Origin of the sequence: Amycolatopsis sp. lyj-346 (genome assembly GCF_046548975.1) — a bacterium.
GTDB lineage: Bacteria > Actinomycetota > Actinomycetes > Mycobacteriales > Pseudonocardiaceae > Amycolatopsis.
Genome location: NZ_JAJPWT010000012.1, coordinates 14,233 through 35,772, shown reverse-complemented (window position 1 = coordinate 35,772; position 21,540 = coordinate 14,233). Strand labels below are relative to the sequence as shown.

The 21,540-nt window shown below is 70.4% G+C and carries 20 protein-coding genes; 17 read left to right on the top strand and 3 right to left on the bottom strand.

From position 1 onward, the window contains the following. Positions 1-14: 14 nt before the first annotated feature. The 10 genes from ACLJQE_RS30180 to ACLJQE_RS30135 are packed head-to-tail and all read left to right on the top strand — an operon-like array spanning position 15 to position 9,590. Positions 15-803, top strand: coding sequence for an MlaE family ABC transporter permease (locus tag ACLJQE_RS30180; RefSeq protein WP_410642878.1), 789 nt, complete (start codon positions 15-17; stop codon positions 801-803). Continuing rightward, positions 803-1,651, top strand: coding sequence for an MlaE family ABC transporter permease (locus ACLJQE_RS30175; RefSeq protein WP_410642877.1), 849 nt, complete (start codon positions 803-805; stop codon positions 1,649-1,651). The genes ACLJQE_RS30180 and ACLJQE_RS30175 overlap by 1 nt, the downstream gene beginning before the upstream one ends. Continuing rightward, entirely contained in the window at positions 1,648-2,982 is a 1,335-nt protein-coding gene (locus tag ACLJQE_RS30170) for an MCE family protein (protein WP_410642875.1), read from the top strand. Before ACLJQE_RS30175 ends, ACLJQE_RS30170 begins: the two co-directional genes overlap by 4 nt. Then, the gene (locus tag ACLJQE_RS30165) at positions 2,979-4,016 is read left to right on the top strand and encodes an MCE family protein (protein ID WP_410642874.1); all 1,038 of its coding nucleotides are present in this window, start codon (positions 2,979-2,981) and stop codon (positions 4,014-4,016) included. Before ACLJQE_RS30170 ends, ACLJQE_RS30165 begins: the two co-directional genes overlap by 4 nt. Beyond that, on the top strand, positions 4,013-5,044 hold the full coding sequence (locus ACLJQE_RS30160) for an MlaD family protein (RefSeq protein WP_410642873.1): 1,032 nt from the start codon (positions 4,013-4,015) through the stop codon (positions 5,042-5,044). Before ACLJQE_RS30165 ends, ACLJQE_RS30160 begins: the two co-directional genes overlap by 4 nt. Continuing rightward, positions 5,041-6,234, top strand: a complete 1,194-nt coding sequence (locus ACLJQE_RS30155; protein WP_410642872.1) for an MCE family protein — start codon at positions 5,041-5,043, stop codon at positions 6,232-6,234. The genes ACLJQE_RS30160 and ACLJQE_RS30155 overlap by 4 nt, the downstream gene beginning before the upstream one ends. Continuing rightward, positions 6,231-7,397, top strand: a complete 1,167-nt coding sequence (locus ACLJQE_RS30150) for an MCE family protein (protein ID WP_410642871.1) — start codon at positions 6,231-6,233, stop codon at positions 7,395-7,397. The genes ACLJQE_RS30155 and ACLJQE_RS30150 overlap by 4 nt, the downstream gene beginning before the upstream one ends. Next, a complete protein-coding gene (locus ACLJQE_RS30145; protein WP_410642870.1) occupies positions 7,394-8,626 on the top strand; it encodes an MCE family protein in 1,233 nt (410 codons plus the stop codon). The genes ACLJQE_RS30150 and ACLJQE_RS30145 overlap by 4 nt, the downstream gene beginning before the upstream one ends. Continuing rightward, positions 8,623-9,111: a hypothetical protein gene (locus ACLJQE_RS30140; protein ID WP_410642869.1), complete on the top strand. Its 489-nt coding sequence runs from the start codon at positions 8,623-8,625 to the stop codon at positions 9,109-9,111. The genes ACLJQE_RS30145 and ACLJQE_RS30140 overlap by 4 nt, the downstream gene beginning before the upstream one ends. Further along, complete coding sequence (locus ACLJQE_RS30135; RefSeq protein ID WP_410642868.1) at positions 9,108-9,590, top strand: hypothetical protein; 483 nt, start codon at positions 9,108-9,110, stop codon at positions 9,588-9,590. Before ACLJQE_RS30140 ends, ACLJQE_RS30135 begins: the two co-directional genes overlap by 4 nt. On the opposite strand, the gene ACLJQE_RS30130 is transcribed toward ACLJQE_RS30135, so the two are convergent. Then, complete coding sequence (locus ACLJQE_RS30130; RefSeq protein WP_410642867.1) at positions 9,587-10,066, bottom strand: hypothetical protein; 480 nt, start codon at positions 10,064-10,066, stop codon at positions 9,587-9,589. The two genes, ACLJQE_RS30135 and ACLJQE_RS30130, sit on opposite strands and share 4 nt — an antisense overlap. A gap of 63 nt (positions 10,067-10,129) precedes the next feature. Between ACLJQE_RS30130 and ACLJQE_RS30125 the strand changes: the two genes are divergently transcribed. From ACLJQE_RS30125 to ACLJQE_RS30115, 3 genes are all read left to right on the top strand, one after another. Beyond that, entirely contained in the window at positions 10,130-11,371 is a 1,242-nt protein-coding gene (locus tag ACLJQE_RS30125) for an aminotransferase class I/II-fold pyridoxal phosphate-dependent enzyme (protein ID WP_410642865.1), read from the top strand. 116 nt (positions 11,372-11,487) lie between these two features. Beyond that, positions 11,488-12,462 carry a ferritin-like domain-containing protein gene (locus ACLJQE_RS30120; protein WP_410642864.1) on the top strand — a complete coding sequence of 325 codons (975 nt, stop codon included), beginning with the start codon at positions 11,488-11,490 and terminating at the stop codon, positions 12,460-12,462. 66 nt (positions 12,463-12,528) lie between these two features. Next, positions 12,529-13,635 (top strand): FAD-dependent oxidoreductase, encoded by a 1,107-nt coding sequence (locus tag ACLJQE_RS30115; protein ID WP_410642863.1) that lies wholly within the window; start codon positions 12,529-12,531, stop codon positions 13,633-13,635. Positions 13,636-13,922: 287 nt separating this feature from the next. Here ACLJQE_RS30115 and ACLJQE_RS30110 read toward each other — a convergent pair whose 3' ends face one another. Further along, a complete protein-coding gene (locus ACLJQE_RS30110) occupies positions 13,923-14,972 on the bottom strand; it encodes a LacI family DNA-binding transcriptional regulator (RefSeq protein ID WP_410642862.1) in 1,050 nt (349 codons plus the stop codon). A gap of 160 nt (positions 14,973-15,132) precedes the next feature. Between ACLJQE_RS30110 and ACLJQE_RS30105 the strand changes: the two genes are divergently transcribed. Genes ACLJQE_RS30105 through ACLJQE_RS30090 form a run of 4 tightly spaced genes read left to right on the top strand, consistent with a single transcriptional unit; the run spans position 15,133 to position 19,616 of the window. Continuing rightward, positions 15,133-16,413: an extracellular solute-binding protein gene (locus tag ACLJQE_RS30105; protein ID WP_410642861.1), complete on the top strand. Its 1,281-nt coding sequence runs from the start codon at positions 15,133-15,135 to the stop codon at positions 16,411-16,413. Next, positions 16,413-17,345, top strand: coding sequence for a carbohydrate ABC transporter permease (locus tag ACLJQE_RS30100; RefSeq protein ID WP_410642860.1), 933 nt, complete (start codon positions 16,413-16,415; stop codon positions 17,343-17,345). The genes ACLJQE_RS30105 and ACLJQE_RS30100 overlap by 1 nt, the downstream gene beginning before the upstream one ends. Before the next feature lie 8 nt (positions 17,346-17,353). Next, on the top strand, positions 17,354-18,238 hold the full coding sequence (locus ACLJQE_RS30095) for a carbohydrate ABC transporter permease (RefSeq protein WP_410642859.1): 885 nt from the start codon (positions 17,354-17,356) through the stop codon (positions 18,236-18,238). A 16-nt stretch (positions 18,239-18,254) separates the two neighbouring features. Continuing rightward, on the top strand, positions 18,255-19,616 hold the full coding sequence (locus ACLJQE_RS30090; protein WP_410642858.1) for a GH1 family beta-glucosidase: 1,362 nt from the start codon (positions 18,255-18,257) through the stop codon (positions 19,614-19,616). 122 nt (positions 19,617-19,738) lie between these two features. Here ACLJQE_RS30090 and ACLJQE_RS30085 read toward each other — a convergent pair whose 3' ends face one another. Continuing rightward, a complete protein-coding gene (locus ACLJQE_RS30085) occupies positions 19,739-21,535 on the bottom strand; it encodes an AMP-dependent synthetase/ligase (RefSeq protein WP_410642857.1) in 1,797 nt (598 codons plus the stop codon). Positions 21,536-21,540 lie beyond the last annotated feature (5 nt).

Genomic DNA, 21,540 nt, shown 5'->3' with positions numbered 1-21,540 from the left:
TACTGGGAGGTGTGGTGAGCGGAGGCACGGGCACGCTCCCCGGAACCGCGGCGCTGACCCAGGTCGGGCGGCTGGCGACGCTCTCCTGGGAGGTCCTGCGCGCGATCTTCAAGCGCCCCTTCCAGACCCGCGAGTGGATCCAGCAGTGCTGGTTCTTCGCCAGCGTCACGATCCTCCCGACGGCGCTGGTCGCCGTCCCGTTCGGCGCGGTGATCGCGCTGCAGCTCGGCTCGCTGACCGCGCAGATCGGCGCCCAGTCGTTCACCGGCGCGGCCAGCGCGCTCGCCATCGTGCAGCAGGCCAGCCCGCTGATCACCGCGCTGCTCGTCGCGGGCGCCGGCGGCAGCGCGGTCTGCGCGGACATCGGCGCGCGCAAGATCCGCGAAGAGATCGACGCCATGGAGGTCCTCGGCGTCAACCCGATCCAGCGCCTGATCGTGCCACGGGTGCTCGCCGCGATGGTCGTTTCGGTGCTGCTCAACGGCTTGGTCAGCGTGGTCGGCGTGCTCGGCGGGTACTTCTTCAACGTCGTCCTGCAGGGCGGCACCCCCGGCGCGTACCTGGCCAGCTTCAACGCCCTCGCCCAGGTGCCGGACCTCTGGGTCAGCGAGATCAAGGCGCTGCTCTACGGCTTCGTCGCCGGGGTCGTCGCCGCGTTCCGCGGGCTGAACCCGGCGGGCGGGCCGAAGGGCGTCGGCGACGCCGTCAACCAGGCCGTCGTCATCACGTTCCTGCTGCTGTTCCTGATCAACGTCGTGCTCACCGCGATCTACCTGCGGATCGTCCCGCCGAAGGCGATGTGATGACCGCGGATCCGCTGGACGCCGACCGGACGCTCGAGTACATCGCGCGCCCGGGCCAGAGCCTGGAAGGGCTCGGCAAGCAGCTGGCCTTCGCGGCGAAAGCGCTCGCCTGGTCGCCGCGCACGATCCGCCGCTACAGCCGGGAAACGCTGCGGCTGCTCACCGAAGTCTGCTTCGGCACCGGCGGGCTCGCGGTCATCGGCGGCACGCTCGGCGTGATGATCGGGATGACGTTGTTCACCGGCCTGATCGTCGGCCTGCAGGGCTATTCCGCGCTCAACCAGCTCGGCACGGCCGCGCTCACCGGGTTCATCTCCGCCTACTTCAACACCCGCGAAGTCGCGCCCCTTTCGGCCGGGCTCGCGCTGTCCGCCACCGTCGGCTGCGGCTTCACCGCCCAGCTCGGCGCGATGCGGATCTCCGACGAGATCGACGCCCTCGAAGTCATGGGCGTGCCGAGCATGCCGTACCTGGTGACGACCCGGGTGCTCGCCGGCGTCGCCGCGGTGATCCCGCTGTACGCGGTCGGCCTGCTGTCGAGCTACCTCGCGTCCCGGCAGATCACCATCTGGCTCTACGGCCAGTCCGCGGGCACCTACGACCACTACTTCACGCTTTTCCTGCCCCCGGGCGACGTTCTCTGGTCGTTCGGGAAGGTCATCGTCTTCAGCGTGCTCGTGATCCTGTCCCATTGTTATTACGGCTACCACGCGAGCGGCGGCCCGGCCGGGGTCGGCGTCGCGGTGGGCCGCGCGGTGCGGACGTCGATCGTGCTGATCTCGGTGCTGGACTTCTTCCTGTCCCTGGCGATCTGGGGCGCGAACACCACGGTGAGGATCTCGGGATGAGGCGCGAGCTCTGGCAGCGGCTCCGGTACCAGGTGCTGGGGCTCGTCTTCCTGCTCGTCGCCGCGCTGTTCATCGGGCTCACCCTGGCCGTCTACCACAAGGCGTTCACGCCGGTGACGCTCGTGAAACTCGAGACCGACCGCGTCGGCAGCCAGCTGCGCACCGGTGGCGACGTCAAGGTCCGCGGCATGCTCGTCGGCGAGGTCCGGTCGGTACTGGCGAAGGGCGACCACGCCGAGCTGGAACTGGCCCTCGACCCGGACAAGACGCACGTCATCCCGGCGAACGTGTCCGCGCGGCTGCTGCCGAAGACGCTGTTCGGCGAGCGGTACGTCGCCCTGCAGCTGCCGGAGAAGAAGGAACGCCCGATCGAGGCCGGCGACGTCATCCCGCAGGACCGCAGCAGCGCCGCCATCGAGCTGCAGAAGGTCCTCGACGACGTGATGCCGCTGCTGCAGGCCGTCCAGCCCGAAAAGCTGTCGAGCACGCTCACCGCGGTGGCGACCGCGCTCGACGGCCGCGGCAAGCAGCTCGGCGAGACCCTGGCCGGGCTGTCGGACTACCTCGGCAAGCTCAACCCGTCGCTGCCCGACGTCAAGGCCGGCATCACCGGCCTCGCGAACGTGGCGGACACCTACGACAAGGCGGCGCCGGACCTGCTGCAGGCGCTGTCCGACCTGACGACGACGAGCCGGACCATCGTCGACCAGCGCACGCAGCTGAGCGACCTCTACGCCACGGTGGGGGCCGCGTCCGTGGACCTCACGAGTTTCCTGCAGGTCAACAAGGACAACCTGATCCGGCTGACCACCGCCGTGCAGCCGACCCTGGACGTCCTCGCCAAGTACGCGCCCGAGTACCCGTGCCTGCTGCGGCAGCTCGCCGAGTCGGTGCCGCGGGCGGAGCTGGCGTTCGGCAAGGGCACCGCGCACCCCGAGGTCAGCCGGGTCACCATCGAGTTCGCCGCCAGCCGCGGCAAGTACCTGCCCGGCGTCGACGAGCCGAAGTACGAGGACAAGCGCGGGCCGCGCTGCTACCCGTCGGTCCCGAAACCGGGGGTGTGGCCGCAGTACCCGCCCGACGGCCCGATCGAGGACGGTTCCAGCAAGCCCGCGCCGCCGAAGGTCCCGGACGGCAGCCTCCCCGGCCCGATCACGGCCGGCGGCAGCGCGCTCGGCGGGTCCGGCAGCATCGTCGGCTCGGCCGACGAGTCGGACCTGATCGCCCTGCTCGCGTCGCCGGCACTGGGTGCGCTCCCGGACCAGGTGCCCGGCTGGGCGGGGCTGCTCGTCGGGCCGCTCTACCGCGGGACGGAGGTCGAGCTCAAGTGAGGAGTTTCGTGCCGTCGCTGGTGAAGCTCGCGGTGTTCGCCGTCGTCACCGTGCTGTTCACCGGGATCCTGGCGGCCACCATCGCGAACACCAACTTCGGCGAAACGTCGGGCTACCTGGCCAAGTTCACCGACGCGTCCGGGCTCAAGGAAGGCGACGACGTCCGCATCGCCGGCGTCAAGGTCGGCCAGGTCGACGCGATCGCGGTGGTCGAGGGGGAGCGGAACCTCGCCGAGGTGCGGTTCGACGTCGAGCACACCTACCGGCTGCCGGAGACGGTGACCGCGACGATCAAGTACCGCAACCTCGTCGGCCAGCGCTACCTCGCGCTCGGCACCGACGTCCCCGGTGACAAGGCGCTGCCCGAGGGCGGCACGATCCCGCCGGAGCGCACGAAACCCGCGCTGAACCTCACCGTGCTGTTCAACGGGTTCAAGCCGCTGTTCAAGGCGCTGAGCCCGAAGGACGTCAACCAGCTGTCGGCCGAGATCATCAGCGTCTTCCAGGGCGAAGGCGGCACGATCACCAGCCTGCTGCAGCACACCGCGTCGCTGACCTCGGCGATCGCGAGCAAGGACCAGGTGATCGGCCAGGTCATCGCCAACCTCAACACGGTGCTCGGCACGGTCAACGCCCGCGGCCCGCAGCTCGGCGACCTCATCGAGCAGACCCAGAAGCTCGTCAGCGGACTGGCCGAGCTGCGCAAGCCGATCGGCGACGCGGTCAGCGCCCTCGGCGACCTCGCCGTGTCCACGACGGGCCTGCTCGCCGACGCGCGCCCGGCGCTCAAGGACGACGTCGCGCAGCTCGGTGTGCTCTCGCAAAACCTCGGTGACTCCGGCGTGCTGCTCAACCACCTCCTCGAGGTGCTGCCGGGCAACCTGCAGAAGTTCACCCGGACCCTGAGCTACGGCAGCTGGTTCAACTACTACCTGTGCGGGATCACCGGCACCATCGGGATTTCCTCACTGGACATCACGCTGCCGATCATTCCCATCCCCGGCACCCAGCGCGCGGAGAGGTGTGGTCCGTGAAGCCGCTGAAGGAACGCAACCAGGCGGGAGTCGGCGCGGTCACGCTCGTGCTGATCGTGCTCGTCACGGCCACGACGTACTTCTCCGACCAGCTGCCGTTCTTCGGCAACGGCACGACGTACTCGGCGTACTTCGGGGAGTCCGCCGGGCTGGCGGCGGACAACGAGGTCCAGGTCGCCGGCGTCAAGGTCGGCACGGTGTCGGCGGTGAAGCTGGCGGGCAAGCAGGTCCTGGTCAAGTTCCGCGTCAAGGACGTCCGGGTCGGGGACGCGACCACGGCGTCCATCGAGATCAAGACGCTGCTGGGGGAGAAGTACCTCGCGCTCGACCCGAAGGGCGGCGGCGCCCAGGAGCCGGACGACACCATCCCGCAGGCCCGCACGCGCACCCCGTTCCAGCTGCAGGACGCCTTCGAGCAGCTGTCGACGACGGTCGGTGACATCGACACGAAACAGCTCGCGGACAGCTTCAACGCGCTCTCGGACAGTCTCAAGGACAGCCCGCAGTACCTGAAGGACACGCTGAACGGGCTGTCCTCGCTGGCGCGCACGGTGTCCTCGCGCGACAGCGACCTGCACACGCTCCTGGCCAACACCAGCCAGGTCTCGAAGACGCTGTCCGACCGCAACGCCCAGCTGCAGCGCGTGATCGGCGACGGCAACCTGCTGCTCACCGAGCTGCAGAACCGGAAGGCGGCGATCCACGCCCTGCTCACCGGCACCCAGCAGCTTTCGCAGCAGCTGACCGGGCTGGTCCAGGACAACCGCGAACAGCTCAAGCCGACGCTGGAGAAGCTCGGGAAGGTGACCGACATCCTGCAGCGCAACCAGGGCAACCTCGACAAGAGCCTGCAGCTGATGGCCCCGTTCGCCCGCGTCGGCGCGAACGCCACCGGCAACGGCCGCTGGTTCGAGGGCTACCTGTGCGGCTTGCTGCCGCCGACGATCACCGTGGGCGGCCTGCACATCAACCCCGAAGGCTGCACCCCGCCGATCGCCGCGCCGAACCAGGGGGTGGGCCGCCGATGACCATCCGGACCTATCGAGGCCGCACCCTGGTGACTTGGCTGGCGTTCGCGTGCGTCCTCGCGCTGATCGTCACCGCCGGGCTCTACCTGGTGTTCCGCGGTTCCGCCGGCACGAAGCTCTCGGCGTACTTCGGCAAGACCGTCGGGCTGTACGCCGGTTCGTCGGTGCGGGTGCTCGGCGTGCCGGTCGGCGAAGTCACCGACGTCACGCCCGAGGGGACCGCGGTCCGCGTGGACATGCGGGTCGACGACGTGCCGCTGCCGGCGGGCGTCGGCGCGGTCGTCGTCGCGCCGAGCCTGGTCAGCGACCGGTACGTCCAGCTGACCCCGGCCTACGACAGCGGGCCGGTGCTCGCCTCGGGCACGGTGCTGCCGCGCGAGCGCACGGCGACGCCGGTCGAACTGGACGACCTGTACGCGAGCCTCGACGAGCTCTCGACGGCGCTGGGCCCGAACGGCGCCAACTCCGCCGGCGCGCTGTCCGGCGTCCTCGACACCGCCGCGAACGCGCTGAAGGGCAACGGCGGTTCGCTGAACTCGACGGTCGGGCAGCTGGCCGAGCTCGCGAAGACGCTCGACGGCTCGAAGGACGACCTGTTCTCCACCGTGGAGAACCTCAACTCCTTCACCGGCGCCCTGGCCCAGAGCGACCAGCAGCTCGACGAGTTCTACGGCCGCGTCGCCGACGTCAGCCGGTTCCTCGCCGCCGACTCTTCCGAAGTCGGGGCCGCGCTGCAGTCGCTCGGTGGCGCGCTCGGCGACGTCCAGCAGTTCGTCAACGACAACAAGACGGCCCTGGAATCCAATGTGGACAAACTGGCGTCGCTGTCGAAGGTCCTCGTCGACCAGCGCGCCGCGCTCGCCGAGGTGCTCGACATCGCGCCGACCGGCGCCACGAACTTCATCAACTCCTACGACGCGGCGTCGGGCACCATCGCCGTCCGCGACAACCTGAACGAGCTGACCCACCCGCCGATCCTCACCGTCTGCCGCCTGATCAGCTCGTTCACGCCCAAGGAGGTCCCCGACACGCTGGGGAACATCTGCAAGCAGCTGGCGCCGGTCCTCGACGGTGTGCTGAAGCTGCCGACGATCCCGCAGGTGCTCAACGCCCTGCAGAACGGGACGCTGCCACCGCTGCCGCTCCCGCTCGTCGACGTGATGGAACAGCTTTCCGGCGGTGCGAAGTGAAGGGGCGACGGCGGATCGCCGGTGCGCTGGCCGGGGTGCTCGTGCTCGCCGGCTGCAGCGACGGCGGGTTCAACGGCCTCTACGGCACGCCGCTGCCGGGCGGCGCCGACGTCGGCGACCACCCCTACCACGTCACCGCGCTGTTCACCGACGTGCTCGACCTGGTGCCGCAGTCGAGCGTCAAGGTCAACGACGTCGCGGTCGGGCGCGTCGACCGGATCACCCTGACCCCGGACACGCGGTCGGCGCTGGTCGCGATGACCGTCAACGGCGACATCGCGCTGCCCGCCAACGCCCGCGCCGAGCTGAAGCAGTCTTCACTGCTGGGCGAAAAGTTCGTCGAGCTGAGCGTGCCCACGGCCGAGCCGGCCACCGCCCAACGGCTGGGCGACGGCGGGCAGATCCCGCTCGGGCGCACCAACCGCAACCCCGAGGTCGAAGAGGTGCTCGGCGCGCTTTCGCTGCTGCTCAACGGCGGTGGCGTCGAGCAGATCCAGAAGATCAGCCACGAGCTCAACGACGCGCTGTCGGGCAACGAGCCGGAAATCCGCGCACTGCTGTCCCGGGTGGACGAACTGGCCACCCAGCTCGACGGGCACAAGACCGAAATCCTGCGGGCGATCGACGGCCTCGCCAAGCTGTCCCACACCTTGACGGGGCAGACGCAGAACCTGACCAACGCCCTCGACCACCTCGCGCCGGGCCTGAAGGTCGTCACCGACCAGCGCGACCAGCTCGTCGGCATGCTGAACGCGCTGAACACGCTGTCCGGGGTGGCGGTGGACACCGTGACCAAGAGCCGCGACCAGCTCGTCGCGAACCTCAAGGCCCTGCAGCCGACGCTGACGAAGCTCGGCGAGGCCGGCCAGAACCTGCCGAACGCGTTGCGGATCCTGCTCACCTACCCGTTCCCCGACTACGCGGGCAACGTGATCAAGGGCGACTACGCGAACGTCGAGGCGAACGTGAACCTCGACCTGGACACGCTCATCTCGAACTTCACCAACTCGTCGCAGCCGCCGATCGCGCTGCCTTCCGGAATCGGTGGCCAACCGAGCGCCGCCGCGCCGCCACTGCCGCTGCCCGACCTGGGTGCGGGCCCGCCGGTCGCCGGTCCGGGCCTGCTGGGCGGGCTGCTCGGCCTGATCGGGGGCGGCCGGTGACCCGCAAGATCCGGATCCAGCTGTTCGCGTTCGTCGTCATCGCGGTGGTCTCGGTCGTCTACGCCGGCGGCCGGTACGCCGGGCTGGACCGGCTGTTCGGCAACCGCGGCTACGTCGTCACCGCGCAGCTGACCGACTCCGGCGGCATCTTCGTCAACTCCGAGGTCGCCTACCGCGGGGTCACGGTCGGCCGGGTGACGTCGATGACGCTCACCGAGCACGGCGTCGACGTCGCCCTCGACATCGACGCGGGTGCGCCGGACATCCCGGCCGACGCGCACGCGCAGGTGGCCAACCGGTCGGCGGTGGGGGAGCAGTTCGTGGACCTGCTCCCGCAGCGCAGTGGGGGCCCGTTCCTGACCGACGGCTCGGTGATCACCGCGGACCGGACGTCGCTGCCGCCGTCGCCGGACACCGTGCTCACCCACCTCGACGACCTCGTCACGAGCGTGGACCCGGAGTCGCTGCGGACGGTCGTGGACGAGACGTACCACGCGTTCGCCGGAGCGGGGCCGGAACTGCAGCAGCTCCTGGACAGCACGGGATCGTTGACGGCGGTGGCCGCGCAGTACGTGCCGCAGACGCGGGGGCTGCTGGCGAACTCGCGGATCGTGCTGGACACGCAGCAGCGGCAGGCGGCGAACATCACCGACTTCGCGTCCGGCTTGCGGACGATCGCCGGTCAGCTCAAGAAGTCCGACCCGGACCTGCGGCGGGTGATCGCCGAGGCGCCGCGGCTGAGCAGGCAGATCAGCGACGTGCTCGCCGCGTCCGGCAGTGATCTGGGCGTGCTGTTCGCCAACCTGCTGACCACCGCGCAGATCACGACGTCCCGGACGGACTCGATCGAAGAGCTGCTGGTCGCGTACCCGATCATTTCGGCGTTCTCGCCGTCGACGTCCCCGGACGGCACCGGCCACCTGGGCGTGGTGTTCAACTTCTTCGACCCGGCTTCGTGCACGAAGGGTTATGAAGGGACGAAACAGCGTCCGGCGAACGATCTCGCGGAGGCTCCGGTGAACATGAACGCCTACTGCGCCGAGCCGCCGGGCAGCCCGACCGGGGTGCGCGGGGCGCAGAACGCGCCCTACGCGGGAAAACCGCCGGCCATCCCGGCCGCGCCGCAGCAGCAGGCCGCCGCTTCTTCGCCGGCGCAGCTGCCGGGGATGCTGAGCCTGCTGAGCGGGCCGTCTTCGGGTGGGCTCGGCCGGCTGCTGGGCGCGCCGTGACGCAGCGTCTGCTGGTGGTCGTGGCGGTGCTTTCCGTGCTGGCGGCGGCGTTCGCGGGCTGGTCGTGGTGGCGGGCGGCTTCGGACGATTCCTTCGCCCGCGGCCGGGAGCGCGACGCGATCTTGGCCGCGGCGGGTCCCGCACTGGTCACGTTGAACACGATCGACTACCGCACGGCGGCGGCGGACGTGGACCGCTGGATGGCGGCGACGACGGGCCAGTACGGGAAGGACCTTTCCGGCGACCGCCAGCTGCAGATCGACCGGGCCGCTGCCGCCCGCACGGTGTCGTCCGCCGCGCTGGTCCAGGCGGCGGTGACGGAAATCGACGTTCCCCGCGGGACGGCGCGCCTCCTGGCGGTGCTGGACGTCCGGGTGTCCACGGCCGGCGCGCCCGCGGCGCCGCGCCTGAACCGCCTCACGGTGGACGTGTCCCGCTCCCCGGACGGCTGGAAGATCGCCGCGGTCCAGGCGGCGGGTTCATGACCCGGGTCCTGGTGCTGGTGGTGGCACTCGCCCTGGGCTGCACGGCGTGGTTCGGCATCGAGGCGGCTTCGCTGTCCCCGGGGGACAACCAGGCTTTGGTGGACGTGCCCGCCACTGCTGAGGTTTCGGCTTCGGTGAGTGACGCGGTGAAGGCGGTGTTCTCGTACGACTACGCGAACCTGCCCCGCACCGAGCGAGCGGCGGCCGAGGTCTTGACGGGAGACGCGGTCCGGCAGTACCAGGCCCAGTTCGCCGTGGCCCGAACCCGGGCCACGGCGGAGAAGCTGACCCGCACGACCACGGTCCGGGCGATCGGAGTCAGGTCGTTGCGGGGCGACTCGGCGGACCTGCTCCTGTTCCTGGACCAGCAGACGGTGACCCAGGGCGGCGGAGCCCCGACGTCATCGGTGGCCCAGCTGGCGGTGACGGCGAAGCGGGTGGACGGCCACTGGAAACTGGCCACGCTCACGGCGCTCTAGCCGTCCCAGACCGCCGCGCCCTGGCGGATGACCTCCACTTCGGACGGCTCCGGAACCGGCCACAGCTGGACCACGTACCGGTAGTGCTCGCCGAACTCGTGCTCGTTCCACGTCACCGCGGGCGGACCGGCAGGCACGTACGACACCCGGGCCCGGTACAACCCCGGCAGCACCGAAAAGTACTTCTCCTGCGACGGGTAGTCCGCCGGCCCGGAAATCACGATCTTGCCGCTCGGAACCGGAAGGTCCGCTTCCACCACGTGCTCCGCATCGGCGGCCAAGGCCGGCGGTGAAGGCACCAAGGTCACCGAAGACTCGACCACGTCCGAGCGGGCCGTCGCGATGGCGAAACCTCCGGGCTCCACCCCGATCCGGTGACATTCGACGGCGAGAGAAGTCCAGCCGCTGCCCGTCAACCGGAAGCGGGAGTCGCGCACCGAGAACTGGCGCTGGTCGGCGTGGACGACGAGATGCACACGAACCACCCTAGCCAGGACCCGCCCCGGAATGGTATCGACGGCGGGTTTAGCGTTGACGGCATGACCACTGCTTCCGTCGACGTCGACACGGCCCGCAGCGACTACGCGGCCCTGGTCGGCCGAGGCCTCTCCCTGGACATCACCCGCGGCAAGCCGTCCCCCGAGCAGCTCGACCTCTCGAACGCGCTGCTCGGCCTCCCGGGCGACGGCACCTTCAAGGCCGAGGACGGCTCCGACGTCCGCAACTACGGCGGCCTCAACGGCCTGCCCGAGCTGCGCCGCATCTTCGCCCCCGCGCTGCAGGTGCCCGCCGGGCAGCTGCTCGCCGCGGGCAACTCGAGCCTCGAGCTGATGCACGACGCCGTCGTCCAGGCGCTGCTGAGCAAGCTGCCCGGCGCCGAGCGCCGCTGGGCCGACGAGCCGCAGGTGAAGTTCCTCGCCCCGGTCCCGGGCTACGACCGCCACTTCGCGCTCACCGAGCGCTTCGGGATCGAGCTCGTGCCGGTCGCGATGACCGACGAGGGCCCGGACATGGACGTCGTCGAGACGCTGGTCGCCGAAGACCCGAGCGTCAAGGGCATCTGGTGCGTCCCCAAGTACAGCAACCCCACCGGGGTCACGTTCAGTGACGACGTCGTGCGGAGGCTCGCCGGCATGCGCACCGCGGCGCCGGACTTCCGGATCTTCTGGGACAACGCCTACGCCGTGCACCACCTCACCGACGACGAGCCGGAGCTGGCCGACCTGCTGGCCCTGGCCACCGAAGCGGGCAACGCCGACCGCGTCTTCGTCTTCGGCTCCACCTCGAAGATCACCCTCGCCGGGGCCGGCGTCGGCTTCTTCGGCGCTTCCGAGGCCAACCTCGCCTGGTGGACCGGCAACACCGCCAAGCGCACCATCGGCCCGGACAAGGTCAACCAGCTCCGGCACGCGCACTTCCTCAAGGACGAGGACGGCGTCCGCGCCCACATGCGCAAGCACGCCGAGATCATCGGCCCGAAGTTCGCGGCCGTCGACCGCATCCTCACCGAGGAACTGGCCGACCTGGCGTCCTGGACCAAGCCGACCGGCGGGTACTTCATCACGCTGACCGTCCCGCAGGGCACCGCGAAGGAGGTCGTGCGGCTGGCGAAGGAGGCCGGTGTCGCGCTGACCCCCGCCGGGGCGACCCACCCGCACGGCACCGACCCGGCCGACGCCGTCATCCGGATCGCGCCGACCTTCCCGAAGCTCGCCGAGGTCGAAGAGGCCGTCCGCGCGCTCGCCGTGTGCGTCCGGCTCGCCGTCGCCCAACGCGGCTGACCAGGGACAACGCAAGTCGATCAAAATTTTTTCCGGTTTGACCGAGCCGGGGGCCGCCCAGGTACGTATGACCGGTGGGTGAGGTGGACGAACTCGTCACGAGAGGACGTCCCCCGGTGTTCGGAAAACGCTACACAAAGCAGCTGATCGAGCGCAGTGCGGAGAACGCGACCGACCGCCGCCGCTTCCTCAAGGCTGCGGGAGCGGCGGGGCTCGGCGTCGCGGGCGCCGGTGCGCTCGGTACAGCGCTGTCGCTGGGCCTCAGCCCGGCCGGTGCCACGTCGCAGTACGGGCAGCAGGGAGGTGACGCGGGGAAGGAGGCGGCGAGCGACGCCGCCGTGCTGAACTTCGCGCTCAACCTCGAGTACCTCGAGGCGAACCTGTACTTGTTCGCCGTCAGCGGCTACGGGCTGAACGAGAAGTACGTCGACGGCGTCGGCAACCTCGGCAAGGTCTCCGGCGGGCACGCGGTGAAGTTCAAGAACGAGCACACCAAGCAGATCGTCCAGGAGATCGCCGAAGACGAGGTCGCGCACGTCAACTTCCTGCGCAAGGCGCTGGACAAGGCGGCCGTGGCGCAGCCGGAGATCGACTTCCAGAACAGCTTCACCGCGGCCATGCAGGCCGCGGGGGTGATCAAGGAGGGTCAGACGTTCGACCCGTTCGGCAGCGAGAACAACTTCCTGCTTGCCGCCTACCTGTTCGAGGACGTCGGCGTGTCCGCCTACAAGGGCGCCGCCCCGCTGGTGAACAACAAGACGTTCCTCGACGCGGCCGCGGGCATCCTGGCCGTCGAGGCCTACCACGCCGGGATCATCCGGTCCGCCCTGTTCGAGCGCGGCCTCGGGGACATCACGAACAAGATGTCCGACGCCCGCGACAGCCTCGACGGCAAGGCCGACGACGACGAAGGCGTCATCAAGGACGGCAAGGCGAACCTCGTCCCGACGGACGCCAACGGCATCGCGTTCGGACGCTCCGCCGAGCGCGTGCTCAACATCGCCTACCTCAACCCCGACAAGGTGACCTCGGGTGGGTTCTACCCGCGCGGCCTCAACGGCGACATCGCCACCAGCGGTGCGAAGGAGTAGGCACCGCGTGCCGCCGCCACGGTAACGTCACCGGCGGCGGCACGCGGAGTCGACGAGGGGCGCGAAGTGCGGGTACTGGTGGCGGGCGGCGGGATCTCGGGCACGGTCACGGCGATGGCGGTGAAGCTCGCCGGTCACGAAGCGATCGTCTACGAGGCCCACCCCACCGGCGGGGACGACATCGGTGCGTTCCTCACGATCATGCACAACGGCATGGACGCGCTGCGGGCGATCGGCGCCGACCGGCCGGTGATCGACGCGTCCTTCGCGGCGTACGGCGTCGAGCTCGTCGCCCCGGACGGGGAGACCGTGGGGCGGCGGGAGTTCGACACCGAAGACCTCGACGGGCCGCGGACCCTGACCCGCGCGACGCTGTACCGCGTCCTGCAGGACGAGGCCGCGCGCCGCGGTGTCCCGCTGGAGCGCGGCAAACGGCTGGTGGGCGCGAAGCCCGGCCCGGCCGGGATCACGGCGGAGTTCGCCGACGGCACCACCGCGACCGGCGACGTCCTCGTCGGCGCGGACGGCCTCCGCTCGGTCGTCCGGCAGCTGATCGACCCGGCCGCGGACGACCCGCGCTACACCGGGCTGACCGTCGTGTACGGCTACACGCGGGCGGGCGGGCTGCCCGCCGCGCCCGGGATCTACCGGATGATCCGCGGCAGCCGGGCCGCCTTCGGGTTCACCACGGCCCCGGACGGCGCCACCTTCTGGTTCGCCCGCATCCCGGACGCCGAGCGGTCCCGCGAGGAGATCGCCGCGGTCACCCCGGCAGGCTGGCGCGAGTTCGCGCACGCGGCGTTCGACGGCGATCCGCTGCCCTGCGCGGACATCATCGCCGCCACCGGGGACGAGGTCTTCGGCGGCCACTCCTACGACGTGCCGGAGACCCGGGTCTGGTCGACGCCCGAGATGGTCCTCACCGGCGACGCCGCCCACGCCGCGTCCCCGGCCGCGGGGCAGGGCGCGTCGATGGCGCTGGAGGACAGCGTCGTGCTGGCGCAGTGCCTGCGCGACCTGCCGGACCCGGCGTCGGCCTTCGCGGCGTACGAAGGACTTCGCCGCGAGCGCGTCGAGAAACTGGTGCTGGCGAGCGCGGGCGGAGACGTCGGCGAGGAACGCGGCTGGCTGTACGCACACCACATCGACTGGGAAGCGAAGATCACCGCCTAGCCCGCACCCCGCCTCGAGCGCCCCAAGGTGGCCTTCGGTGCGTTGGGCGCACCCAAGGTGGCCTTCGGTGCGTTGGGCGCACCCAATGTGGCCTTCGGTGCGTTGGGCGCACCCAAGGTGGCCTTCGGTGCGTTGGGCGCACCCAAGGTGGCCTTCGGTGCGTTGGGCGCACCCAAGGTGGCCTTCGGTGCTCCATCCATGCCCCCGCCACCACCCTCAACGGAGGCGCTTCGCGCCGCAGTGCTGATCCAACGCAACCAAGGCCACCTTGGGGCGCGTGATCGGAGTCAGCGAGGCGGGCGGGAGCCGCACGAGTCGCGCACCACGAGTTTCGTGGGCAGCAGCACCGGTTCCGGGGCCGTCGCGGTCTCGAGCATGCTCAGCAGCGCGCCGGCCGCCGCGGTGCCGAAGCCCGGCTTGTCCTGGGCCACCGTGGTGAGCGCCGGGTCCACCAGTGACGCCACCTCGATGTCGTCGAACCCGACGACGGCCAGGTCCGCCGGTACCCGCAGGCCGGCCGCGCGGGCCGCCAGCAGGGCGCCGACCGCCATCTCGTCGCTGGCCGCGAACACCGCCGTCGGCGGGTCCCTGCGGGCCAGGAGCCGCCGCATGCCGACGAACCCGCTCTCGCGGTAGAAGTCGCCGCCGATCACGAGGTCCTCCGCCACCGGCAGCCCGGCTTCGGCCAGCCCGCGCCGGTAGCCCTCGGTGCGCGCGGCGGCCGGCGCGTTGCCGCGGGGGCCGGTGATCGTCGCGATCCGGCGGTGGCCGAGGGCGGCCAGGTGCCGGACGGCCTCCGCCGCGCCCCCGGCGTTGTCCGACGTCACGTGCGTCGCCCGTGGTCCGGACAGGGCGACGTCCAGAGCGACGCACGGCAACCCGGACTGGGCGAACGCGGTGAACGCGTCGGCGTCCGTGCCGCTGTCGATGAGTACCAGCCCGGCCAGGTGGTGGCGGCGGGTCATGCTCACGTAGCCGATCGGGTCGGCCAGCGACACGCCGGGGTGCCGGTCGCGGGCGTCGTCGCTGGTCGCGAGCAGCAGCAGGTGGTAGCCGTGCGAGCTCAACGCGGATTTGAGGCCCAGCAACAGGTCCTGCAGGAACGGGTGCCGCCAGCCGGGCCGCCGGTGGTCGGTGTCCCAGACCAGCCCGATCATCGCCGACTGCTGCCGCGACAGCGCGCGCGCCGACTCGTTCGGCGAGAAGTCGAGGTCCCGCGCGACCCGTTCGACGTGTTCACGGGTCTTCGCGCTGACCGTGGCGGGGCGGTTGAACACCCGTGACACGGTGGCGACGGAAACCCCGCAGAGCTGCGCGATCTCGCGGGCGGTGACCATGGGAACCTCCGTTACTGTAACCGGTTACATCTCTAGCACATGACCTCTGGCTGCGTAAATGCCGAAGCCAGTTATCATTTCGTTACTTGACGGCGCTGTGCTGGGAGCGCTCTCATAGGACCCGCGTTTTCCGACCGGCCCGCAGAACAACGGAGATCTCATGCGCCCGAAAACGAGAAACCGCCGGATCCGCCTGCTCGCCGGGGTGGGTGCCACCCTGGTCGCGCTCACCGCGCTGAGCGCCTGCGGGGACAGCGGCGCCGCCGGTGGCAAGGTCAAGCTGAGCCTCGGCCTGTTCGGCAACTTCGGCTACACCGACCTGATCAAGGAGTACCAGGCGGCGCACCCGGACATCGAGATCACCGAGCGGACCGCCGCCTACTCCGACCACCACAAGAACATCGCCGCGCACCTGGCCACCGGCGCCGGGGCCGCGGACATCGAGGCCGTCGACACCGGGTACGTCGCCCAGTTCAAGGCGACGCCGGACAAGTTCGTCGACCTGAACACCGTCGGCGGCGACAAGCTCAAGGACCGCTGGCTGGCCTGGAAGTGGGCCGCGTCGCTGGGCAAGGGCGGGCAGCAGATCGGCTACGGCACCGACGTCGGCGGCCTGGCCATCTGCTACCGCCGCGACCTGTTCAAGACCGCCGGGCTGCCCGAGGACCGGGACGCCGTTTCCGCGCTCTGGCCCACGTGGCAGGCGTTCTTCGAGACGGGCAAGCGGTTCCAGGCGCAGGCGCCGAACGGCGTCAAGTTCATGGACGGCGGCCCGACCGTGCTCAACGCGATCGTCGGCCAGGCCCCGGTCGGCTACTACGACGAGAACGACCGGATCGTCGTGGGCAGCAACCCGGCACTGCGCCAGGGCTGGGACCTCGTGGCCGACGCGGTCAAGGCGAACCTGAGCGCCGGGCTGCTCTACAGCACGCCGCAGTGGAACACCGGCTTCACCCAGGGGCAGTTCGCGACCGTCACGTGCCCGGCGTGGATGATGACCAAGATCAAGGACCAGGCACCGGACACCGCGGGCAAGTGGGACATCGCCAGTGTGCCCGGCGGGGGCGGCAACTGGGGCGGCTCGTACCTGACGGTGCCCAAGCAGGGCAAGCACACCAAGGAAGCCGCCGAGCTCGCCGCGTGGCTGACCGCGCCCGAGCAGCAGGCGAAGGTCTTCACCAGCAAGGGCCTGCTGCCCTCCGTGCCGTCGCTCTACGACGACCCGAAGATCACCGGCTACACCAACCCGTTCTTCTCGGGTGCGCCGGTGGGCAAGCTCTTCACCGACGCGGCGAAGAAGCTGAACCCGCAGTACCAGGGCCCGAAGGCCGGCGACGTGCAGACGGAGTTCGGCAACGCGATGCAGCGCGTCGAGCAGGGCAAGCAGGACGGCGCGGCGGCGTGGCAGCAGCTGGTCGGTGACGTCGCGAAGATCAAGTGATGGCTCCGGCAAAAACGCTGACCTTCGGCGAGCGGCGGCAGAAGTGGGACGTCAAGCTGTCGCCGTTCGGTTTCATCAGCCCGTACTTCCTCATCTTCGGCGTCTTCGGGTTGTTCCCGCTGCTGTACACGGCGTTCGTGTCGCTGCAGAAGCGGAACCTCATCGACGCCGAGGGCGCGACGTTCATCGGGCTCGGCAACTACGAACAGCTGCTGTTCCACGACCCGTACTTCTGGAACGCGATGGGGAACACGGTCAGCCTGTGGCTGCTGACCACGCTCCCGCAGATCCTGTTCGCGCTCGGCATCGCGCACCTGCTCAACCGCAGGCTGCGCGGGCGGATGCTGTTCCGGATGGGGATGATCCTGCCCAACATCACCTCGGTGGCGGCGGTGACGATCATCTTCGCGCAGCTGTTCGGCCGGGACTTCGGGCTGGTCAACTGGGTGCTGAGCTGGTTCGGCGCCGGGCAGATCGACTGGCAGGCCGGCACGGCCAGCTCGCACACCGCCATCGCGGCGATGGTGGTGTGGCGCTGGACCGGCTACCACGCCCTGATCTTCCTGGCGTCGATGCAGGCCATCCCGTCGAGCATGTACGAGGCCGCCACCCTCGACGGCGCCCGCGGGTGGCAGCAGTTCTGGCGGATCACCGTGCCGCTGCTGCGGCCGCAGATCATCTTCTCCACGGTGATCGCGACCACCGGGAACATGCGGCTGCTCGCCGAGCCGCTGCTGTTCAACCCCGGCACCGCGGCGGCGACCGGCGGCTCGGACCGGCAGTTCCAGACCGCCGCGCTCTACCTCTACGAACAGGGCTTCGCCAAGTACGACTTCGGCTACAGCTCGGCGATCGCGCTGATCCTGGCCGTGGCCACGATGCTCGTCGCGGGCCTGTCGTACCTGGTGACCCGGCGCATCCAAACGGACTGAGGAGCGACATGACCACCGTGCTGACCCCGGCCGCCCCCGCGCCGCCGGTCGCGCCCGGACGGGCCCGGCGGCTCGCCCGGCGGGTCGCGAGCCCGTGGACCTACGCCGCGCTGATCGCGATCCTGGCCGGCTCGGCGTTCCCGGTGTACTGGTCGTTCGTCGTCTCCTCGCAGACGACGGAGGCGGTCGGGAGCGTGCCGCCGGTGCTGGTGCCGGGCGGGCACCTGTTCGAGAACATCGCCCGCGTCTTCGACGAGACGGACTTCGCGCTGGCGCTGGGCAACTCGCTCATCGTCGCGGGCACGATCACCGTCTCGGTGGTGCTGTTCTCGACACTGGCCGGGTTCGCCTTCGCCAAGCTGCGGTTCCGCGGGCGGACGGCGTTGCTGCTCGTCGTGATCGCCACCCAGGCGATCCCGACCGAGCTGGGCGTCGTGCCGCTGTACATGATGATGGCCGACTTCGGGTGGGCCGGGGAGCTCCAGGCGGTGATCGTGCCCGGCCTGGTCACCGCGTTCGGCGTGTTCTTCATGCGCCAGTACTTCGACCGGGCGCTGCCGATGGAGCTGCTGGAGGCCGGGCGGATGGACGGCTGCGGCTCGCTGCGGCTGTTCTGGCACGTGGCCCTGCCCACCGCCCGCCCGGCCGCGGCGGTGCTCGGCCTGTTCACCTTCATGCAGGCCTGGAACGACTTCTTCTGGCCGCTGGTGGTGCTGGTGCCGGAGAACCCGACCGTCCAGACCGCACTGTCCACACTGGCCAGTGGCTACACCACCGACTACACCCTCGTGCTCACCGCCGCCACCATCGGCACTGTCCCCGTCCTCCTCGTGTTCCTGCTGTTCGGCCGCCAGATCGTCGGCGGCATCATGCAGGGCGCGCTCAAGGGCTGACCCACCGGAGCTCACCGTGACTTCCAGATTCCCGCCCGCCTTCCGCTGGGGCGTCGCGACCTCGGCGTTCCAGATCGAGGGCGCCACCCGGACCGACGGCCGCGGACCGTCCATTTGGGACACATTCGCGGCGGTTCCCGGCGCGGTGGCGGGCGGCCACACCGGGGAACCGGCGGCCGACCACTACCACCGCTGGCGCGCCGACCTCGACCTGCTCGCCGAACTGGGCGTCGACTCCTACCGGTTTTCGGTGTCCTGGCCGCGGATCCAGCCTTCCGGGCGCGGCGGCGCCGAACGCCGGGGCCTGGACTTCTACCGGCGGCTCGTGGAAGGGCTACGGGAGAAGGGGATCGAGCCGTTCCTGACGCTCTACCACTGGGACCTGCCCCAGGCGCTGGAGGACGCGGGTGGCTGGCGGTCGCGCGACACGGCGTTCCGGTTCGCCGAGTACGCGGCCTTGGTGCACGAGGAACTCGGCGACGTCGTCGACTTCTGGACGACGCTCAACGAGCCGTACCCGTGCGCGGTCGCGGGCTACGGCGAAGGCCGCCACGCGCCGGGCGCCCGCGAGGGGCACGGCGCGCTGGCGGCGGCCCACCACCTGCTGCTCGGTCACGGCCTGGCGGTCCGGGCGATGCGCGAGCGGGCGGCGTTGCCGCACCAGTTCGGCATCGTCCTCAACCAGTCACCGGCGGTCCCGGTGTCGTCCTCGGCCGCCGACGCCGCGGCGGCCGCGCGTCAGGACACCCTGCTGCGCCGCCAGTTCACCGACCCGCTGTTCGGCGGCCGCTACGCACCGGGCCTGCCGGCGATGTTCGACGGCGTCTCGGACTTCTCGTTCCGCCACGACGAAGACCTCGAGACGATCGGGGCACCCCTGGACTACCTGGGGGTGAACTACTACTACCGCGTGCACGTGGCGGACGCCCCCCACCGCGAGCCGGAGCCGGCCCTGCGGACGGTGGCCGACATCGGCGTGGACACCACCCGCGTGCCGGACGTCCCGCGGACGGGCATGGGCTGGCCGGTCGAGCCGGAGGGGCTGACGGAAGCCCTGGTCGGCCTGCACAACCGCTACCCGGGCCTGCCGCCGGTGTACGTCACGGAAAACGGCTGCGTGTACGCGGACCGGAGCGATTTCGCGGACTACGAGCGCATCAGCTTCCTGAGCGAGCACATCGACGCAGCCCGCGCGGCGGCCGCGGCGGGGGTCGACCTGCGCGGGTACTTCTGCTGGTCGCTGCTGGACAACTTCGAGTGGGCACACGGGTACAAGCCCCGCTTCGGCCTGGTCCACGTCGACTACGAGACCCAGCAGCGCACCCCCCGGGCGAGCTACCGCTGGTACCGCGACTTCATCCGGGCCCAGCGCGAGTAGGTCCCGAGCGCCCCAATGTGGCCTTCGGTGCGTTGAGCGCACCGAAGGCCACATTGGGTGCGTTGGACGCACCGAAGGCCACATTGGGTGCGTTGAGCGCACCCAATGTGGCCTTGGGGCGCTTACTTCTTGTAGAGACCTTCGATGTCGTTCGCGTAGTTCTTCGAGACCACGTTCCGCTTCAGCTTCAAGCTCGGCGTGATCTCGCCGCCCGCCTCGGTGAAGTCGTTCGCCAGCACGGTGAACTTCTTGATCGCCTCGGCCTTCGACACCGACTTGTTGGCCTCGTCGACCGCGGCCTGGATCTCCGCGACCAGGTCGGGGTCGGTGGCCAGGTCCGCGACCGTGGCCGAAGCCGGCTTGCCGTGCTGGGACTTCCACGACGGGAAGTACTCCTCGTCCACCGTCACCAGCGCCGCGATGAACGGGCGCTGGTCGCCCACCACCATCGCCTGGCTGACCAGCGGGGACGCCTTGATCGTGTCCTCGAGGCCGGACGGGGCGACGTTCTTGCCGCCCGCCGTCACGATGATCTCCTTCTTGCGGCCGGTGATCTTGAGGAAGCCGTCGGAGTCGAGCTCGCCGAGGTCGCCGGTGTGGAACCAGCCGTCGGTGAGCGCTTCCTTCGTCGCCTGCGGGTTGTTGTAGTACGCCCGGAACACGACGTCGCCCTTGAGCAGGACCTCGCCGTCGTCGGCGATGCGGACCGACGTGCCGTTGACCGGCTTGCCGACCGTGCCCACGCGGAACGCCGTCTGGGTGTTGACGTTCGCCGCCGCGGACGTCTCGGTGAGGCCGTAGCCCTCGAACACCGGGACGCCGATGCCGCGGAAGAAGTGCGCCAGCCGCGCCCCCAGCGGGGCGCCGCCCGAGACCGCCGCGACGCAGCGGCCGCCGAGGGCCGCGCGCAGCTTGCCGTAGACGAGCTTGTCGAACAGCAGGTGCTTGGCCTTCAGCCCGAGCCCGGCGCCGCCCTTGTCCTGCGCTTCGCTGTAGGCGACCGCGACGGCCTCGGCGGCGTCGAAGATCTTGCCCTTGCCGTCGCCGTGGGCCTTCTGCTTCGCCGAGTTGTAGACCTTCTCGAACACGCGCGGCACCGCGACCACGAACGTCGGCCGGAACGTGCCCAGGTCGGCGACCAGGTTCTTGATGTCCGGGGTGTGCCCGAGGGTGACCCGGGCGGTCAGCGCGGTGACGGCGATCGCGCGGGCCAGCACGTGCGCCAGCGGCAGGAAGCACAGCAGCGAGTTGCCCTGCTCCATCAGCTGCGGGAACGCCTCGATGTCGGCGCGGATCTCGGCCAGGAGGTTCCGGTGGGTCAGCTCGACACCCTTGGGGCGGCCGGTGGTGCCGGAGGTGTAGACGATCGTGGCGAGCTCGTCCGCGGTCACCTCGCGGCGCCGGTCGTGCAGCTCGTCGTCGGAGAGGCCGGCACCCAGCGCGGACAGTTCTTCGACGGCGGGGGAGTCGCCTTCGATCTGCCACGTGTGGGCCAGGTCGGTGAGCCGGTCCCGGACCTCGTCGAGCGTCGCGACGTGGGCGTTCGTCTCGACGAACACCCCCTTCGCGGCCGAGTCGGAGAGGATCCAGTGGACCTGCTCGGGGGAGGACGTGTCGTAGATCGGGACGGTCACCGCGCCGGCCGCCCAGATCGCGAAGTCGATCAACGTCCACTCGTAGCGGGTTTTCGACATGATCGCGACGCGGTCGCCGCGGCCGATCCCGGCCTTGGCCATGCCTTTGGCCACGGCCAGCACTTCGGCCGCGAACTCCTTGGCGGTCACGTCCAGCCAGCTGCCCTCGACCTGGCGGCGGAAGCTCACCACGTCGGAGAACCGCTCGGCGTTCGCCCAGACGACGTCGGACATGTTTTCGTCGTCGGCCACCGGCTTGCCGGCGGGAGCGCTGTATTCGCGCACGTGGA

Excerpts from the sequence above, each read along its gene's own strand:
- ACLJQE_RS30125 (WP_410642865.1), top strand. The coding sequence starts at position 10,130 with ATGACCACTGCTTCCGTCGACGTCGACACGGCCCGCAGCGACTACGCG.
- ACLJQE_RS30170 (WP_410642875.1), top strand. The coding sequence starts at position 1,648 with ATGAGGCGCGAGCTCTGGCAGCGGCTCCGGTACCAGGTGCTGGGGCTC.
- ACLJQE_RS30175 (WP_410642877.1), top strand. The coding sequence starts at position 803 with ATGACCGCGGATCCGCTGGACGCCGACCGGACGCTCGAGTACATCGCG.
- ACLJQE_RS30095 (WP_410642859.1), top strand. The coding sequence starts at position 17,354 with ATGACCACCGTGCTGACCCCGGCCGCCCCCGCGCCGCCGGTCGCGCCC.
- ACLJQE_RS30135 (WP_410642868.1), top strand. The coding sequence starts at position 9,108 with ATGACCCGGGTCCTGGTGCTGGTGGTGGCACTCGCCCTGGGCTGCACG.
- ACLJQE_RS30110 (WP_410642862.1), bottom strand. The coding sequence starts at position 14,972 with ATGGTCACCGCCCGCGAGATCGCGCAGCTCTGCGGGGTTTCCGTCGCC.
- ACLJQE_RS30105 (WP_410642861.1), top strand. The coding sequence starts at position 15,133 with ATGCGCCCGAAAACGAGAAACCGCCGGATCCGCCTGCTCGCCGGGGTG.
- ACLJQE_RS30100 (WP_410642860.1), top strand. The coding sequence starts at position 16,413 with ATGGCTCCGGCAAAAACGCTGACCTTCGGCGAGCGGCGGCAGAAGTGG.
- ACLJQE_RS30155 (WP_410642872.1), top strand. The coding sequence starts at position 5,041 with ATGACCATCCGGACCTATCGAGGCCGCACCCTGGTGACTTGGCTGGCG.